At 33.2% G+C, this 17,796-nt stretch carries 13 protein-coding genes; 12 read left to right on the top strand and 1 reads right to left on the bottom strand.

The window, feature by feature from the left end; all coding sequences use genetic code 11:
• The first annotated feature begins 218 nt into the window (after positions 1-218).
• On the top strand, positions 219-1,997 hold the full coding sequence (gene argS, locus IRZ99_RS10035) for an arginine--tRNA ligase (protein WP_194657157.1): 1,779 nt from the start codon (positions 219-221) through the stop codon (positions 1,995-1,997).
• Positions 1,998-2,339: 342 nt separating this feature from the next.
• Complete coding sequence (locus tag IRZ99_RS10030) at positions 2,340-3,050, top strand: hypothetical protein (protein ID WP_194657156.1); 711 nt, start codon at positions 2,340-2,342, stop codon at positions 3,048-3,050.
• An 86-nt stretch (positions 3,051-3,136) separates the two neighbouring features.
• Here the strand turns inward: IRZ99_RS10030 and IRZ99_RS10025 are convergent, their stop codons facing one another.
• The gene (locus IRZ99_RS10025; protein WP_194657155.1) at positions 3,137-4,039 is read right to left on the bottom strand and encodes a DUF6607 family protein; all 903 of its coding nucleotides are present in this window, start codon (positions 4,037-4,039) and stop codon (positions 3,137-3,139) included.
• A gap of 105 nt (positions 4,040-4,144) precedes the next feature.
• Between IRZ99_RS10025 and IRZ99_RS10020 the strand changes: the two genes are divergently transcribed.
• The 10 genes from IRZ99_RS10020 (at position 4,145) to IRZ99_RS09975 (ending at position 17,772) form a co-directional block, all read left to right on the top strand.
• Positions 4,145-6,265: a TonB-dependent siderophore receptor gene (locus IRZ99_RS10020; protein ID WP_194657154.1), complete on the top strand. Its 2,121-nt coding sequence runs from the start codon at positions 4,145-4,147 to the stop codon at positions 6,263-6,265.
• An 18-nt stretch (positions 6,266-6,283) separates the two neighbouring features.
• Complete coding sequence (locus IRZ99_RS10015; protein ID WP_194657153.1) at positions 6,284-7,723, top strand: HmuY family protein; 1,440 nt, start codon at positions 6,284-6,286, stop codon at positions 7,721-7,723.
• Positions 7,724-8,004: 281 nt separating this feature from the next.
• Entirely contained in the window at positions 8,005-9,489 is a 1,485-nt protein-coding gene (locus IRZ99_RS10010) for an SGNH/GDSL hydrolase family protein (RefSeq protein ID WP_194657152.1), read from the top strand.
• Between the two features lie 82 nt (positions 9,490-9,571).
• The gene (locus IRZ99_RS10005; protein ID WP_228519066.1) at positions 9,572-10,903 is read left to right on the top strand and encodes a GDSL-type esterase/lipase family protein; all 1,332 of its coding nucleotides are present in this window, start codon (positions 9,572-9,574) and stop codon (positions 10,901-10,903) included.
• A 1-nt stretch (position 10,904) separates the two neighbouring features.
• A complete protein-coding gene (locus tag IRZ99_RS10000) occupies positions 10,905-12,584 on the top strand; it encodes an MBOAT family protein (RefSeq protein ID WP_194657150.1) in 1,680 nt (559 codons plus the stop codon).
• A gap of 250 nt (positions 12,585-12,834) precedes the next feature.
• The gene (ffh, locus tag IRZ99_RS09995) at positions 12,835-14,187 is read left to right on the top strand and encodes a signal recognition particle protein (RefSeq protein ID WP_056195625.1); all 1,353 of its coding nucleotides are present in this window, start codon (positions 12,835-12,837) and stop codon (positions 14,185-14,187) included.
• A 128-nt stretch (positions 14,188-14,315) separates the two neighbouring features.
• Entirely contained in the window at positions 14,316-15,203 is an 888-nt protein-coding gene (locus IRZ99_RS09990) for a bifunctional 5,10-methylenetetrahydrofolate dehydrogenase/5,10-methenyltetrahydrofolate cyclohydrolase (protein ID WP_072974636.1), read from the top strand.
• A 215-nt stretch (positions 15,204-15,418) separates the two neighbouring features.
• Positions 15,419-16,345: a magnesium transporter CorA family protein gene (locus IRZ99_RS09985; protein WP_194657149.1), complete on the top strand. Its 927-nt coding sequence runs from the start codon at positions 15,419-15,421 to the stop codon at positions 16,343-16,345.
• Positions 16,346-16,843: 498 nt separating this feature from the next.
• The gene (locus IRZ99_RS09980) at positions 16,844-17,473 is read left to right on the top strand and encodes a hypothetical protein (RefSeq protein WP_194657148.1); all 630 of its coding nucleotides are present in this window, start codon (positions 16,844-16,846) and stop codon (positions 17,471-17,473) included.
• A gap of 8 nt (positions 17,474-17,481) precedes the next feature.
• The gene (locus IRZ99_RS09975) at positions 17,482-17,772 is read left to right on the top strand and encodes a transcriptional regulator (RefSeq protein WP_194657147.1); all 291 of its coding nucleotides are present in this window, start codon (positions 17,482-17,484) and stop codon (positions 17,770-17,772) included.
• The last annotated feature ends 24 nt before the right edge of the window (positions 17,773-17,796 follow it).

The raw sequence follows: 17,796 nt of genomic DNA, 5'->3' as shown, positions 1-17,796 counted from the left end.
TATCATCGATATGTTACAGATTAAAATAAAAAAAATGCCTTTTTTGTTTTATTAGTTCTGTTTTGTAAGAGATTAGCATTTTAATTTTTTGATAATTTTAACATTCCAAACAAATTGATTTTTAAGAAATTCTAAGTGTTTTGTTCGATTTTATATGTTTTTCATTTTCTGTAATTGATGAATAAGCAGTATCTTTGCTCACTTTAAAATAAGTTTACATGTCATTATCACAAATTCTTACACCTTCTATACAAAACGCCATTCAGGCATTATTTGATGTTACTGTTGATAAAATCGAATTTCAAACAACCCGAAAAGAGTTTGAAGGCGATATTACAATGGTGATTTTTCCATTATTGAAAGTGATCAAAAGCAATCCAGTCGAACTTGGAAATAAAATTGGAAATTACCTCGTTGAAAATGTTTCTGAGGTCGCCCGCTTTAATGTGGTTTCTGGTTTCCTGAATATTGTAATTGCAGATAGTTATTATTTGAATTTCTTTAATGAAATAAAAGACAATACAAAGTTTGGCTATGTAACTCCAGATCCTGAGGACAAAGCTATAATGGTTGAATATTCTTCTCCAAATACAAATAAACCTTTGCACTTAGGTCACGTTCGTAACAATTTGTTAGGATATTCTGTTGCTGAAATTATTAAGGCCTCTGGTAAAAAAGTATATAAAACGCAAATCATCAACGATCGTGGAATTCATATCTGTAAATCGATGTTGGCTTGGGAGAAATTCGGAAATGGAGAAACTCCTGAAAGTTCAAATTTAAAAGGAGATAAATTAGTTGGTAAATATTATGTGGAGTTTGATAAAGCTTACAAAGCTGAAATTAACCAATTGATAGAAACAGGAAAAATCGAAGAAGAAGCAAAAAAACAAGCTCCGATTATTGTTGAAGCACAAGATATGCTTAAGAAATGGGAAGCTGGTGATGAAAAAGTAATTGAGCTTTGGAAGATGATGAACCAATGGGTTTATGATGGTTTTGCTACCACTTATACCAATCTTGGAGTTAATTTTGATCGTTATTACTACGAAAGCAATACCTATTTACTAGGAAAAGATGTCGTTCAGGTTGGACTTGATAAAGGAGTTTTTGAAAAAGATCCTGATGGTTCAGTTTGGATTGATTTAACTGATGAAGGTTTAGATCGTAAAATTGTATTGCGTTCTGACGGAACTGCGGTTTATATGACACAAGATATTGGAACTGCAATTCAGCGTGTAAAAGATATGCCCGATGTTGGTGGTATGGTTTATACAGTTGGTAACGAACAGGATTATCACTTTAAAGTGTTGTTTTTAATTTTGAAAAAATTAGGTTTTGACTGGGCTTCAAGCTTGTATCATTTATCATACGGAATGGTTGATTTGCCTTCCGGAAAAATGAAAAGCCGTGAAGGAACTGTGGTAGATGCTGATGATTTGATGCAGAATATGACAGATACGGCTAAACAAATTTCTGAAGATTTAGGGAAATTGGATAGTTATTCTGCAGAGGAAAAAGCAAAATTGTATAAAACAATAGGTCTTGGTGCTTTGAAATATTATATCTTAAAAGTAGATCCTAAAAAACGTATTTTGTTTAATCCGGAAGAATCTGTAGATTTTGCTGGAAATACAGGTCCGTTTATCCAATATACATATGCGAGAATTCGATCGATAATCCGTAAAGCTGATTTTGATTTTTCAGTAAAAACAAATACAGAAGAGCTTCATGAAAAAGAAAAAGAATTGGTAAAACAAATCGAACTTTTCCCTGAGATAATTCAAAACGCGGCTCAAAATCATAGTCCGGCTTTGATCGCAAATTATACGTATGATTTGGTAAAAGAATACAATTCATTTTATCAATCCGTGCATATTTTAGGAGAAGTTGATTTAACTAAAAAGATTTTCAGAGTACAGCTTTCACAAAAAGTTGCCGAGGTTATAAAATCTGCTTTAACATTATTAGGAATTGAAGTTCCGGAGAGAATGTAAACCGTTTGAGCATAAAAAGTAAAGAGCCGATAATTTAATTATCGGCTCTTTTTTTTTATACTATTATCTGCTGTAGTTAAGAGATTAACGTGTTTATACAACAGTAAATAAATTAATTATAATGAATTGGTTAAGGATTTGTTAAGCTGAATTTCCTTCTAAAAATATTGATTTTAGATTTGCAGCTGTGAATTTTATACCTATGTTTACAGTAGGAAAATGATTTATAAAAATACCGTGATAAGCCAATAAACAAAAGGAGATTCCCAGATCTTTTATGATTTAAATAATCGAGGAAGCTGAAAATCGTAAGAGTAAGCAAAACCAAAAACATGAAAACAAATGATTAAAAAACCTTTTTTCGTACTGGCATTTTTATTTGCTCTTAGTACAATGAGTGCACAAGATTTAATTAATCCATCTTATGGATTCTCTCACAGTAAAACAGCCTACATTACTTTGGCAGATGGAACAGAAATCAATGGAACTATCAGAGATATTGATAGAGAAAAAGGATTAATTGAGTATATTAAATTACAAGACGCAGCTGGAAAAAAGCACAAACTTAAACCAGAAGATATTAAGTTTATGTACCTGCCACCAAGCGGACTTGATAATTTAACTAAAAGTCTGGATTTTATTTCTGATTATCAAAAATGGAGCGACGATAAACTGAACCAAGCGTACATAAAAGAAGGTTATGCCTATTTTGAAACAGCTGATGTACAAGTTAAAAAGAAAACTTCAAAATTATTAATGCAACTCTTAAACCCTGGATTTAGTAAAGAGTGCAAAATATACTGTGATCCAAATGCAAAAGAAACTACTGCATTAGGAGTTGGCGGAGTTAACTTTATTGGCGGCGATGCAAAATCTTATTACGTAGCAAAAAAAGATGCACCAGCAGTTTTATTAAAGAAAAAGGAGTATAAAAAAGAATTTGCACCATTATGGGGTAGCTGTGAGAAAGTGATTTCTGCAAATCCTGAGCCTAAATGGACAGATTTAACAAAACATGTTATTACTTACTCTGAGTGTGCAGAATCAAAATAATTGTTTTGTAAACTAAAAGATATAGAATAAAAAAAAGCCGATAGCATTAAAACTATCGGCTTTTTTACAACTAACACAAACCATTTTTATTTTACGAACTTGTCGATAATTTTGTCTGTTTCTGCTTTTGAAGTATCTGGTTTTAGATCAAACAAAAGAGAATACAAAGCTTTTCTATCTACTTTAGCTTCTAAGTTTAAGTCTTGGTGTCTGTCAAACAGCGTTTGCCATTTGTCGCGAACGTTTTTCCAAAGAGCGTTATTTTCCTTCCACCATTTTTGAGCAGCAGCACATTTAATATCCGGAACTTTAGTATAAACATCAAATCCTTTTTCCTGTGCTAACAATACATCTTTTCCACTGTCATCTCTAACCAGTTTATCATTGTCTTGCTCATGATTCCATCCTGTAGAAGTGATTTCATGGATATTTCTTCTTTTCAAAACATTATAGTCATTACGTTTTGTTTGTTCTCTCCTTGGTAGAGGAGCGTCAGCTACATTAGCCCAGTAATCTTTTCCGTCAACATGTACCCAGGTTGATGATCCTTCATATCTCGGACTATCATCTACCTGATAAACTTTTTGAGTCCATTGTCCTTTAACAGCTTTCTTATCTAATTTGTTGTATTTCCACGACGTTCCTTTATCGAAAGAATATAAGTCTGTGTTTTCAAAAAGCCAGTCTTGTCTCCAGTGTTTGATAATCATATCATCGCTTACAATTAGTAAGTGCTGCATTACGATTTTGTTTGGAGTATCTTCTAGTAAATCAACCCATTCTAAAGCAGACTCATGTTTAGTCTGTGATGGTTTGTAAGTAAGAGTATCTTTTGGATATTGAAAAGTTTCAGTAAAATTAAATTTCACTTCATAACAACCACACATTGATTTGATCGATTTGATGTCTTGTTGTTTTTTATCCTGGCTAAATCCAAGAGTACAAGTCAAAGCCGTTACGGCCGAAAAGAAGAGGCTTTTTGTAATCATAACTTATTATTTTGTTTTAAAATTTTTTTGCAAATATATAAATTTTATTTAGAACAAATAAAAATAGTTATATATTTGCGGTCTTATTCAGACTCAATAAAAATAATGAAAATTAAAATTATCCTTTTTATAGCTGTTCTTTTTTTTCAAATTTCTTTTGCACAAGAGAAAGATACGACGGCTGTAAATAAACTATCAGAGGTTGTTGTTACTGGACAATTCGAGCCTCAATCAATAAAAAAATCAGTATATGATGTTACTGTTATTTCTAAAAAAGATATAGAACAACAAGCAGCAAATAATCTGGCAGATTTACTTAATCAATATTTAAATATAACAATAACTCCAAGTTCTGGAACCGGAAGATCTACTGTATCAATGTTTGGCTTAAATGGAGAGTACTTTAAGATTTTAATTGACAATATTCCAATTGTGAGCGATATTAGTTTTGGAAATAATGTCGATTTAACACAAATTAATCTTGATGATGTAGAACAAATTGAGATTATTGAAGGTTCAATGGGTGTAACCAACGGAGCAAACGCGGTTACTGGAATTCTTAATATTATAACAAAAAAATCATCACGTTATAAATGGGAGATTGACGCAACGGTTCAGGAAGAAACGGTTGGACAAGAATATTCTCCCTTTAATCAGGGACGTCACATACAATCACTAAAAGTGTCACATACAGTTACTGATAATTGGTTTGTGTCTGCAGGTCTTGATAGAAATGATTTTGACGGTTATCTTGATGGTAAAAAAGGGGAAGACTACAATGAAACTGACTTGCAAAGAGGTTATACTTGGTTGCCAAAATTACAATATATAGGCAATGGAATGATAAGTTATAAAAAGAATGACTTTAGAGCCTTTTATAAATTTGATTATTTGAATGAAAATATTGATTATTATAGTCCAATCGTTATAGTCACTGCAAATCCGCCTTTTGGAGATATTCGTTATTCTGAAGATAAACGCTATTTGACTGAGCGTATAATAAATCATTTAAATTTTTATGGCAAAATTGCATCTCAGTATAATTATAATGTTTCATTTTCTCAACAGAAACAAACCCGTTCAACAGATTCATTTAAGTATGATTTGAGTTTAGATCAGGAATCAGAAAATATCAAGCAAAAAAATCAATCAACAGAATTACTGTATTCAACAGGTACATTGGGTAATTTTTTTCCAGGGAAATCTTTTGATTTTCAATTGGGATATGAATATGCAAATAATTTAGGATATGCATTGGTAAGTGGAGAAAATCAAACACTTGTTCCGGTTGAAAAAAGATTTGAAAATTATGATGTTTTTCTTTCTTCAGAAATTAAGGCAACGAAAAAATTCTCAATTAGACCAGGAGGAAGGATTTCTTTCCAAAATCAATTTGATAATCAGTATGCTGCTTCTGTAGGGCTTTATTATTTATTTGATAAAGGAATTGAAATGCGTACATCAGTAGGAAGAGGATTTCGTACACCTAATTTTGAAGAATTATATTCAAAAATTAAATTTTCAGGACATCAGTTTTATGGAAATGATGCTTTAATTCCTGAAACCAGTACGTCATATGATTTTAGTGTAAAAAAAACGACAACTTTTAGATCGGGACTATTGCTCTCTACAAACCTTTCTGCTTCTTATCTGAATGTAAAGGATAAAATTGATATGGCGTATATCGGCGACGAACCACTTACCACAGAACCTATATATCAATATATTAATATTAGTGGCTATAAAATGTGGAATGTTGCCCTGACAAATCAAGTAAATTTTAAAAACTTGACATTTAATTTGGGTGCTTCTTTAGTTGGAATTTCGCAAGAAATTGATAATGGTGAAGTAATTTCAGATGATAAATTTTTATATGCATTACAAGTCAATACTAACATAACTTACAATTTAGCAAAATATAACACTTTGTTTGCTGTTTACTACAAATTTAATGGAGAACAACAACAATTTCGACAAGTTACAGAGAACGGAGAAAATGTATATAGATTATCATCAATAGATCCGTATAGTTTTTTAGACGCCTCTGTTAAAAAATCTTTTTATAAGAAAACATTCGACGTTACTCTTGGCGCTAGAAATATTTTAGATGTGACAAATATTCAGCAGAGTATTGCATCTGGTAGTGCACATACAGCTTCAAATAACATTCTTTTAGGATACGGAAGGTCCTATTTTTTAAAATTAACCTATAATCTAAATTTTTAATCTAAATAAATAATCAAAATGAAAAAAAGTGTCCTTTTAATTATTGCATTTATTCTAGTTGGTATTACAGCTTGTAATAATGATGATAATGTCGTAGATAATTCTAATGCAGTTGCATTTGTAAATACTTCGGCAAATGTTTTAGAAGCAGAAACAGAAGTAAAAGTTGTATTTTCTAAACCAACAACTACTGCTGGTACAGTAACTTTAAGTATTGTTCCTTCAGCGCTAGTTTATGGTACTGATTTTACAACAACACCGGCTGTAGAAAATGCCAAAATAGTATTGCCGTATGCTGCAAATGTTAGTTCAGTATCCTTTAATTTTAAAAAAATAGTTGATGCTATAGAGGGAGAAGTGAAAAATGTAAAATTTACAATCGCTTCTATTTCAGATACGAATGTAACGATAGCAACAGCAACAAATTCCACTCAACTTAATTTTAATGAAACAGCTGTTGTAAGTAAATCACTTGCGCCTGAAAATGGAGGAAATACAGTTCCAAACCAGGTATTTGTTGATTTAAGTTCTGGTGCGATGACAAAAGTTGTTAGAACTAGCTGGGATTTAGGTTTCTACGGAGGGTCTGAATTCCGCGTGATTTCAAATGGAGCGATTAATAAATTTGCAGTAAAACAACTTAATAGTACTAATATCGATGAGGTGCAAGTTGAAGATCCAAACGTAACGACTGGTAATTATGAAGCTGTTACAGTAAATTATATCGATAATCCTTATGGAAATTTGACTCCAATTTCTGGGGTGGAAGGAAGTAAAGGAACTGCTATAGCAGAAGTTTCTGAAGTTGACGTAAATAATAAGGTTTACTTGGTAAACTTGGGGCAAGATATTTCTACTGTTCCTGGAACTGGAACTGGTGTTGCTCTTACAGGAGCTGCCAGAGGTTGGAAAAAAATCAGAATTTTAAGAGATGGAGCTAATTATAAATTACAATATGCCGATCTAAATGCTACTACTCATAATGAAGTTACTATTACTAAAAATGCGGCCTATAATTTTACTTTCTTTAGTTTAAATACTAAATCAGTAGTTAATGTAGAGCCTTTAAAGGAAAAATGGGATTTAAATATTACTGCTTTTACAGGTGAAACATTCTATGGAGATGGAGCATCAGCGGGAGCATATTATTTCCCAGATTATGCAATTACAAATACAAAAGTTGGAACTAGAGCATACCAGGTATTAACATCTGAAGTAACTTATGAAAGCTTCAATTTAGCTAAGGTAGTTCAATCTAATTTTGAAACAGAATTAGCAAAAGATCAAAGAGTAATTGGAGGAAATTGGAGAGCAACATATCCTTTAGCATTTAAAACAGATCGTTTTTATGTGATAAAAGATGTTGCAGGTAATTTGTATAAATTAAAATTCACAGCAATGTTAAGTGCAACAGGAGAAAGAGGTAATGTATCTTTTGAATATGCATTGTTGAAATAAGATAATATAAGACATTAAAAAATATCGGTCTAATTCTACTTTATAAAAAGGGAAAGAGCCCCGCCTAATTAAAAATTAGTTAATTCATTAGCTTTGTTTTTTTTATTTTTTTTGAGAGAGGTTAGATTTATCTAGCCTCTTTTTTTGTTTTTTATTTTAATGTTAAAAAGGGTTGTAAATTAATGTTTAACTCTATCTTTGCACATGTTTTTTTAATATGGAATTAACAGGAAATTTTAATGAATTTCAGTCCAAGCCATTCTTCAAATTATAAGTAATAAGTGAATACAAAATCCTATTTTTTTCAGTCTTTCGCAATTGTCGCACTGGCATTCATCGCCTTTATTGGATTCAAACAAGTTTTACCGAACAAAATCTTTTCGGATAGTAAAATAGATTCTAAAAATGTATTAATCGATAGTATGCTTTTGGAGTCGGTTGCTAATGACTCATTGTCTTTGGAAAACGACAGCATTGCTCAGGCGGAACAAGAGGAAGCGCAACAGGAAATTGTTTTTGAAGATACCGAAGGAATTGAATTTCCATCAGAAACTTTCGAAAACTATAAAGGATTTCAATATCTGGTTTCTTTTTACGAAAAGTTATATCAACTTGAAAAAAATCCACAGTCTAAAGTACGAATAGCTTATTATGGTGATTCTATGACCGATGGTGATTTAATTGTGCAAGATGTAAGAACCAATTATCAGGAACGTTTTGGAGGAAATGGAGTAGGGTTTGTATCCATTACTTCAGAATCTGCAGCGTCCAGAGGTTCTGTAAAATCGGTTTATTCTAAAAACTGGAAAACGCAATCCTATTTAAACGTAAAAAGACCACTAAGCCCTTTTGGAGTAAACGGTCACGTATTTTTTGCAAATGATAAAACCAATCCAACCTGGGTTCAATACGAAGCCGGAACGAACAAATATTCAACGACTTTAGATAATCCGGTATTGTTTTACGGAAAATCTGCCAAAAGAGGAAATGTAAACTTTATCATTGGAAAAGATACACTTCGAAAAAATCTTGTTCCAAGTAATTTGGTTAACAGCTTAAAAGTAACTTCAGGAAGTATAAAAGCATTCAAAGCTAATTTTGTCCATGCCGATTCTATTCCGATTTACGGTTTCAATTTCGATAACGGAAGCGGAGTTCACGTAGATAATTTTTCGCAAAGAGGAAATTCCGGTTTGCCAATTTCAATGTTTGATGCTGATGTAATGAGAGCTTTTAATAAGAATTTAAAGTACGATTTGGTTGTGTTGCATTACGGAACTAACGTGTTGAATTATGGTACTAAAAGTTACTATTGGTATGAAAAAGGAATGAAAAAAGCCGTGAATAAAATAAAAGAATCTTTTCCGGGAGTTTCAATTCTAATTGTTTCGACTGCTGATAAATCAACGAAATACGATTTAGAAATGAAAACCGACTCAGCTGTTGTTCCTTTAATGAAAGCGCAAAAAAGATATGCCTTAGAATCAGAATCCGGATTTGTCAACTTATACACTTTAATGGGAGGAGACGGATCAATGGTAAAATGGGCTGATGAAACGCCGGCAAGAGCCAATAAAGATTATACGCATTTTAATCAGCGAGGAGCAAAAGCAATCGGAAGATTATTATACGACCAGTTGAATAAAGGTTACGAGGAATATAAAGTATTGCGAGAGAAACGTGATGTTGTTTCCCGTCAGCAAAGGGCCGCACGAAAAACAAACACAGACTCGGTTTCTGTAATAAAAGATAGTGTAAATGAATAAACTAATTATTTTCTTTTGTTGTCTTTTTTTATCTGCAAATAATAAAGTGCAAAAGACAGCTCCACTTCCAATCACTAAGCCTATGAGTAGTAAAATAGATACAACCACAGTTGATTCTTTTTCTGACGATAAGATCTATAACGCAAAAGCATTGGAAAGCATTTTTAAGAAATTAAATGAAAATGATAGTCAGAAAAGTCAGAAGATAAATATGGTTCATATTGGTGATTCTCATATTCAGGGTGATTTAATGACCAATGAAATTAGAAAAAACCTGCAACAACGATTTGGAAATGCGGGACGAGGTTTGGTTTTTCCATATCAATTAGCTAAAACAAATGGATCTTATAATGAACGTTTTCGTTCGAACAGAACATGGGAAAGTTATCGAAACATTCATCCGCACAAAAATTATCCTGTCGGCTTAAGCGGAATAGGACTTTGGAGAGATAATGGCGGATTTGCAGTGGAACTGAATGTGAAAGATCCTGCTTATAAGTTCAATACAATTAAGATTATTACGCCTCAAAACCAGAATATGTTTGATTTGGCAACATCATCTCAAACCAATATTATTCAGTCGACAGAACGAAAGGTAATTACACACAAAATAAAAAAAGGAGAAGCAATTTCAACGATCGCCGATAAATACAATATTTCGGTTGCTGATATTAAGAAAGCAAATAGTTTGAAATCCAATAATATTCGTGCTGGAAGAACATTGAAAATTCCAACGAACGAAACAAAACCTAAAGCAATCAAGAGTTCAGCTTTTGTTTCTTTAGATATTGAATCAGATTCATTTTGTCATTATTATAATGCTGAAAAGGCATTAGATAAAATCTTCCTGATTCCGAACAAAGACGCTTCTAAATTTGAGCTAAACGGAATTGTTTTAGAAAAAGATGCGCCAGGAATACTTTATAGCAGCATTGGAGTAAACGGAGCCAAATTTTCAGATTATAATAAATATCCGTTGTTTTTTGAACAGTTAAAAGCGTTGCATCCTGACGTACTGATTTTTTCTTTAGGAACAAATGAAAGCTACGATCACATGGAAGCTTCGGCTTACATTAAAGAACTGCGCCAGTTTATAAAAAACATAAAGGATCAAAATATAAATGTTCCGATAATTGTTATGACACCGCCGCCTTCTTTCCTTAAAGCAAGAAGACCTAATATTTATGTTCATGATTATGCAAAAAGCATCCTCGGAATTGCAAAAGAAGATGGTTTCGCCGTTTGGGATTTATATGAAGAATTTGGAGGAATGGAAGGTGTCCGAAAATTAAAAGCAGAAAAATTAATTGGTCCGGACTATGTTCATTATTCTAAAAAAGGATACGAAAAACAAGGAAACTTATTTACACAGGCGTTTTTAAAAGCATACGATAATTTTAAATTAAAAAATTAAGTTGATTACAATTGATAGCATAAATAATTGGTTTGTTCAAAACTTTGGGGAAGTTACTTTAGAGCAGGCTAAAAGCTGGTTTATTTATAATCCAGACGAAAAATTATTATTTAATACCGGTTTATTTCTGGGATTATTTCTGGTTTTTTATTTTGTGTATGGCTTTTTACGCAAAACATTTTATTTGAGATTAACGTACGTTATTCTTTTCTCGCTCTTCTTTTATTATAAGTCAAGCGGAATTTACTTTTTACTCTTATTGCTTTCCTCTGTAGTCGATTATGGTCTGAGTCAGATTATTTACAACACAGCAAAAGACAGTACGAAAAAAATCTATTTGGTAATAAGCGTGATCCTGAATTTAGGATTGCTGGGGTATTTTAAATACATGAACTTTATGATCGTGACCTACAACGATATGTTTAGCGGTCATTTTGCACTTCACAATATTTTCCTTCCTGTCGGAATTTCGTTTTATACTTTTCAGTCGATGAGTTATATTATTGAGATTTACAGGGAAGAAATCAAACCAACAAAAAATTATATTGAATACCTGTTTTTCGTTTCGTTTTTCCCGCAATTAGTTGCCGGACCAATCGTACGTGCAAAAGATTTTCTTCCTCAGATTTATCAAAAATTAAATCTGACTAAGCAAGATGTAAACAATGCTTTATTTTTGATTATTGGTGGATTGATCAAGAAAACAGTAATTTCAAATTACATCTCAATAAACTTCGTAGACCGTGTTTTTGATACGCCGATGAGTTATACCTCATTCGAAAATTTAATGGCATCTTACGGATACGCCATCCAAATTTATTGCGACTTTTCAGGATATTCAGATATGGCAATCGGAATCGCTTTATTGTTGGGATTCAAATTACCGGCCAACTTTAGAACGCCTTATAAATCGGTGTCGATTACTGATTTCTGGAGAAGATGGCATATTTCATTATCAACCTGGCTGAAAGATTTCCTGTATATCTCTATTGGAGGAAACAGAAAAGGTTCATTTGCAGGATATTTGTTTCCAAGTTTATTCTTCTTCGGATTATTGCTTTGGGGAATCTCAAATGTTAATGAAAGCTTTATTCCGTTAGCAATTGGTATAGGGTCAATTATTGTTTTTTGCCTTTCCTTTTTGCTTTCAAAGAAGAAAAACCAAACGCTGGTGACCAATTTCAATTTGTTTACAACAATGCTTTTAGGAGGATTGTGGCACGGAGCAGGAGCGCAATTTATCGTGTGGGGAGCACTTCACGGATTAGCTTTGGCAGTTCATAAAATTTTCATGGAACTTTTTCCTTCCAAAAAAGAAGGCCCAAGTTGGTTATGGAAATTCTTTTCGATCGTAATTACATTCCACTTCGTAGTTTTCTGCTGGATCTTTTTCCGAGCCAGAGATTTCGAAACAGCCTTGCAGGTAATCAATAATATCGGTCAGTTAACTTTCGAACCAGAAAATTGGAAAGCCATAGTTTTAGGATATAAAAATGTATTTTTATTAATGTTGTTCGGTTATGTTTGGCATTTCTTACCAGAAGTTGTTACAGACAAAATGAAATTCGTTTTCGACAGAACTCCATTACTTTTAAAAGCAGTTATCCTGGGATTCGTTTACTGGATCGTGTACGCAACAGCAGTAGCAGGCTCACAGCCGTTTATCTACTTCCAGTTCTAAGCTTATGAATTAATCTCGCAAAGACGCGAAGTCGCAAAGTTTTTATATTCTTTGCGACTTCGTTATTTTTAGAGCAAAAACATTCAGTTACTTAAATAAATAAAGCTTTGCGGCTTCGCGACTTTGCGAGCAAAAAAACATTGCGAACCTTGCGTAGATCTTTGCGAACCTTGCGGTTAAATGCAGCTAAATAAAAATTGCCTGAAATATCTAATTAGATTATCTTTGCACTTCAAATAAAGAAAATAGTATGTTTGATAATTTAAGTGATAAGTTAGATAAAGCGTTCCATATATTAAAAGGACACGGTAAAATTACAGAAGTAAACGTTGCCGATACCTTGAAAGAAGTTCGTCGTGCCTTATTAGACGCCGATGTTAACTTTAAAATTGCAAAGGATTTTACAACCAAAGTAAAAGAAAAAGCAATTGGTCAGGACGTTTTAACAACGCTTCAGCCAGGACAATTATTGGTGAAGCTGGTAAAAGATGAGTTGACAGAATTAATGGGTGGCGATGTTGCCGGAATTAATCTTTCAGGAACTCCATCTGTGATCTTAATGTCAGGATTGCAAGGTTCTGGTAAAACAACTTTCTCAGGAAAATTAGCCAACTTCTTAAAAACTAAGAAAAATAAAAAACCACTTCTTGTAGCGTGTGATATCTACCGTCCTGCGGCGATTAACCAGTTGCATGTTGTGGGAGACCAAATAGGTGTTGAGGTTTACTCAGAACCAGAAAATAAAAATCCTGTTGAAATTGCTCAAAACGCAATCAAACATGCCAAAGCAAACGGTTTCAATGTTGTTATTGTCGATACGGCTGGTCGTTTAGCAGTAGACAAAGAAATGATGGATGAAATTGCTCGTGTTCATAAAGCAATTCAGCCTCAGGAAACATTGTTCGTTGTGGATGCCATGACAGGACAAGATGCTGTAAACACTGCAAAAGCCTTCAACGATATCTTAAATTTTGATGGAGTTATCTTAACGAAATTAGATGGTGATACTCGTGGTGGAGCTGCCATTTCGATTAAATCGGTTGTAAACAAACCAATCAAATTTGTAGGTACAGGCGAGAAGATGGAAGCAATTGATGTTTTCTATCCAGATCGTATGGCCGAGCGTATCCTTGGTATGGGAGACGTTGTGTCCCTTGTAGAAAGAGCGCAAGAGCAATTTGATGAAGAAGAAGCAAGAAAACTTCAAAAGAAAATCGCTAAAAACGAATTTGGTTTTGATGATTTCTTAACGCAAATTCAGCAAGTAAAGAAAATGGGTAATATGAAAGACTTGGTTGGAATGATACCAGGTGCTTCAAAAGCCATGAAAGATGTAGAAATCGAAGATGATGCTTTCAAACATATTGAAGCAATCATTCACTCGATGACGCCAATCGAAAGAAGTAAACCTGCCATTATCGACGTAAAAAGGAAAGCCAGAATCGCTAAAGGTTCGGGAACCAAAGTCGAGCAAGTAAATCAGTTAATGAAGCAATTCGACCAAATGAGCAAAATGATGAAGATGATGCAAGGTCCGGGCGGAAAAAACCTGATGAAAATGATGGGAGGCATGAAAGGAATGCCAGGCGGTATGCCGAGATAATAAAATTAAAAGTTTCAAGTTTCAGGTTTCAGGTTTTGAAACAGAAATTTGAAACTTTTTTTAATATAGTAAATACGAGTTTCGTTTAACTTGAAACTTTAAACCTGAAACAAAAATAACAAAACACAATGCAACTACTAGACGGTAAAAAAACAGCAGAAGACATTAAAAACGAAATCGCAGCCGAAGTTCAATCCATAAAAGCAGCAGGAGGAAAAGTACCTCATTTAGCAGCAGTTATTGTGGGGAGCAATGGAGCAAGTTTAACTTACGTAGGAAGTAAAGTAAAATCTTGCCAGCAAATTGGTTTCGATTCAACGCTGGTAGCTTTGCCTGAAGATATTACTGAAGAAGCTTTATTAGCAAAAATTAAGGAGTTAAACGAAGATGATAACCTTGACGGATATATCGTTCAGTTGCCTTTACCAAAACATATCGATGAGCAAAAAATTCTTTTAGCAATTGATCCTGATAAAGATGTTGACGGATTCCACCCAACAAACTTTGGAAGAATGGCACTTGAAATGGAAAGTTTCATTCCTGCAACGCCATTCGGAATTATGGAATTGTTAGAGCGTTACAAAGTAGAAACTGCTGGAAAACATACAGTAGTTATCGGAAGAAGCCATATCGTAGGACGTCCAATGAGTATCTTAATGAGCCGTAAAGGAAATCCAGGAGACTCAACAGTTACTTTGACGCACAGCCGAACTAAAAACTTAGCAGAATTCACTAAAAATGCTGATATTATTATCACTGCTTTAGGAGTTCCTGAGTTTTTAAAAGGAGATATGGTTAAAGACGGAGTTGTGATTATCGACGTTGGAATTACTCGCGTAGATGATGCATCAAACGCCAAAGGATATGTTATTAAAGGTGACGTTGATTTTGACGGAGTAAGCAAAAAAGCATCATTCATCACGCCGGTTCCAGGTGGAGTAGGACCAATGACAATTGCCATGTTGTTGAAAAATACACTTTTAGCACGAAAAATGAGAAGCGCAAAAAACAAATAATTTGTTTTAAAAAATAACAGAAAGCCTATTCGAAAGAGTAGGCTTTCTTCATTTTAATATTTAATTAATAGTTTAAAGTTTCGGGTTTTAAAAATAAAGGATACTTTTGCCACACTTAAAAAAACTTCTCCAATGGACGATTATTATTCGTTAGTATTAAATTAAAGTAGCTTTTGAAAATTTCAAAATGCTGCAATAAAACCCTGTATTTTGAAATGAAAGTCTTTTACACAAACAACAACGGATTATTAGAAATACCAAAATGGACACCAAACTGCTGGATTAATATTGAAGATCCTTCAGAAGCAGAAAAACAATATTTACTCGAAGAACTTCAAATTCCCGAAGCATTTTACAATGATATCGAAGATATCGATGAAAGACCACGTATCGAAATCGAAGACGGCTGGACGCTGATCATCATGCGTGTTCCTATAAAAAGTAATGACATTAAACTTCCTTTTCAGACCATTCCGCTAGGCGTAATTTTTAAAGGTGATATTTGTGTGACAATCACTTTTTATAAAACAGAAATTATATATGATTTTATGCTGTATTCCAGACGTAAAAACATTCAGGTGAAGGATAATCTCGACTGGGTTTTGAGATTACTGCTTTCATCAAGTGTCTGGTACTTAAAGTATCTAAAACAAGTTAATCAGAAAATAAAACTAGCCGAAGATAATTTGGAGAAATCCATTAAAAATGAAGAATTACAAGCCCTGCTTCAAATCGAAAAATGTTTAGTATTTTTTATTACTTCCCTAAAAGCAAACGATGTTTTGTTTCAACGCATTAAAAATCTAAAAGCATATAAAGCAGATTATGATTTAGATTTGCTCGAAGACGTCGAAATCGAATTAAGTCAGGCACAGGATACGGCCAATATTTACAGCAATATCCTGACCGGAATGATGGACGCTTACGCCTCAGTAATTTCGAATAATATGAATAACATCATGAAGCAAATGACTTCAATTTCTATTATTTTAATGATCCCGACATTAATTGCCAGTTTGTACGGAATGAACGTCCCAAATGGTCTTGAAGAAAGCAAATACGGCATTTGGATTCTTCTTTTAGTTTCTGTCGTGCTATCCGCTTTTGGAGTGTTTCTTTTCAAAAGAAGAAGATGGTTTTGATTAAAAATTGAAATAATAAAGTATAAGGCCTGTTCGTTTGAATAGGCTTTCTTGTTTTATAATCTGGGCGTGACCGTATTTACAAAAGGCGCTATTTTACATGCCGCTTATGTGCGCCTTTCGCAAATACGGTCGGGCTATCCACGCTACTTCGGTAGCCAGCTCCTATCCCTCACGCGACTCTCCGTTAATAAGAAGTTCTAATTTTCTTTTCGGCTTTTTTAATTGAGAATGGAAATATATGTAGTCCCTACAGGACAAAAAGAGTAGCTATAATTGTTTACTACCAATATCTAACTCCTAACGGAGTATCTCGTAGAGATTAAATGTTGGTAAAAAAACATTCAAGAAACCGCAAATTATCCCGTAGGGATTACAGATTTTAGATAAAGAAAACCTATTCAAAGGGATCAAAAAAAAAAGCACCATAAAAAAATCACCTTTTCTACTTGTCATTTCAAAATAAAACATAACTTTGCAGTACAAAGTACTTTATTTATGAATCAGAAGCACCAAGAAGATTTAGCACATATTCGTTCCATGATGGAACGCTCTTCAAGATTTATATCCCTTAGCGGACTTTCAGGAGTTTTTGCAGGACTTTCTGCTTTAATTGGCGGATTGTATGTTTATCAATTGTTTAAGATAAACGGTATTGAATATTTTGCTGATGAAGTATATAGTGATGAAGTATATACAATTCCATCAAAATTAGTTTCAGAACTAGTTGTAACCGGAATCGTTATTTTGATTTGTGCATTTGTTTTCGGTTTGGCTTTTACCATCAGAAAAAGTAAAAAATACAATTTACCTATTTGGACATCGGCAACTAAAAAAATGCTTTTTAATCTGGCAATTCCATTAACAGTTGGCGGTGTATTTTGTTTATCACTTTTATACCATCAAAATTATGGTCTAGTAGCACCGGCAACTTTACTTTTTTACGGATTAGCACTTATAAATGCTGAGAAATATACCTTCTCGGATATTAAGTATTTAGGATATTGTCAATTAATTTTAGGATGTATTTCTCTTTTTTATATTGGATATGGTTTAGTTTTTTGGATCATTGGATTTGGTATTTTGCATATCTTGTACGGATTAATAATGTTCAAAAAGTATAAATAATCCACGCAATGGGAATTATTGATAAATTAAATAAAGACTTCGAAAGCCGTGTCAGATTGGGTATTATGTCAGTTCTGATGGTGAATGAATGGGTAGATTTTACCGAAATGAAAACCTTACTGAATATTACAGATGGTAATCTGGCCAGTCATGCCTCAGCGCTTGAAAAATCAGAATATATTGTTGTAAAGAAAGAGTTTGTGGGCAAAAAGCCTAAAACGTCTTATAGTGTTACCGAAAGAGGTCGTTTGGCCTTTAAAGAACACTTGTCGTACCTTGAAAAATTAATGAAATCCTAATAACCAAAATTTTTTGTCTAATTA

The organism is Flavobacterium sp. LC2016-12, from assembly GCF_015351595.1.
In the GTDB taxonomy this organism is placed as follows: domain Bacteria; phylum Bacteroidota; class Bacteroidia; order Flavobacteriales; family Flavobacteriaceae; genus Flavobacterium.
Note: the sequence above shows the minus strand (reverse complement) of the source record. Positions and strands in the feature narration are given on the sequence as shown.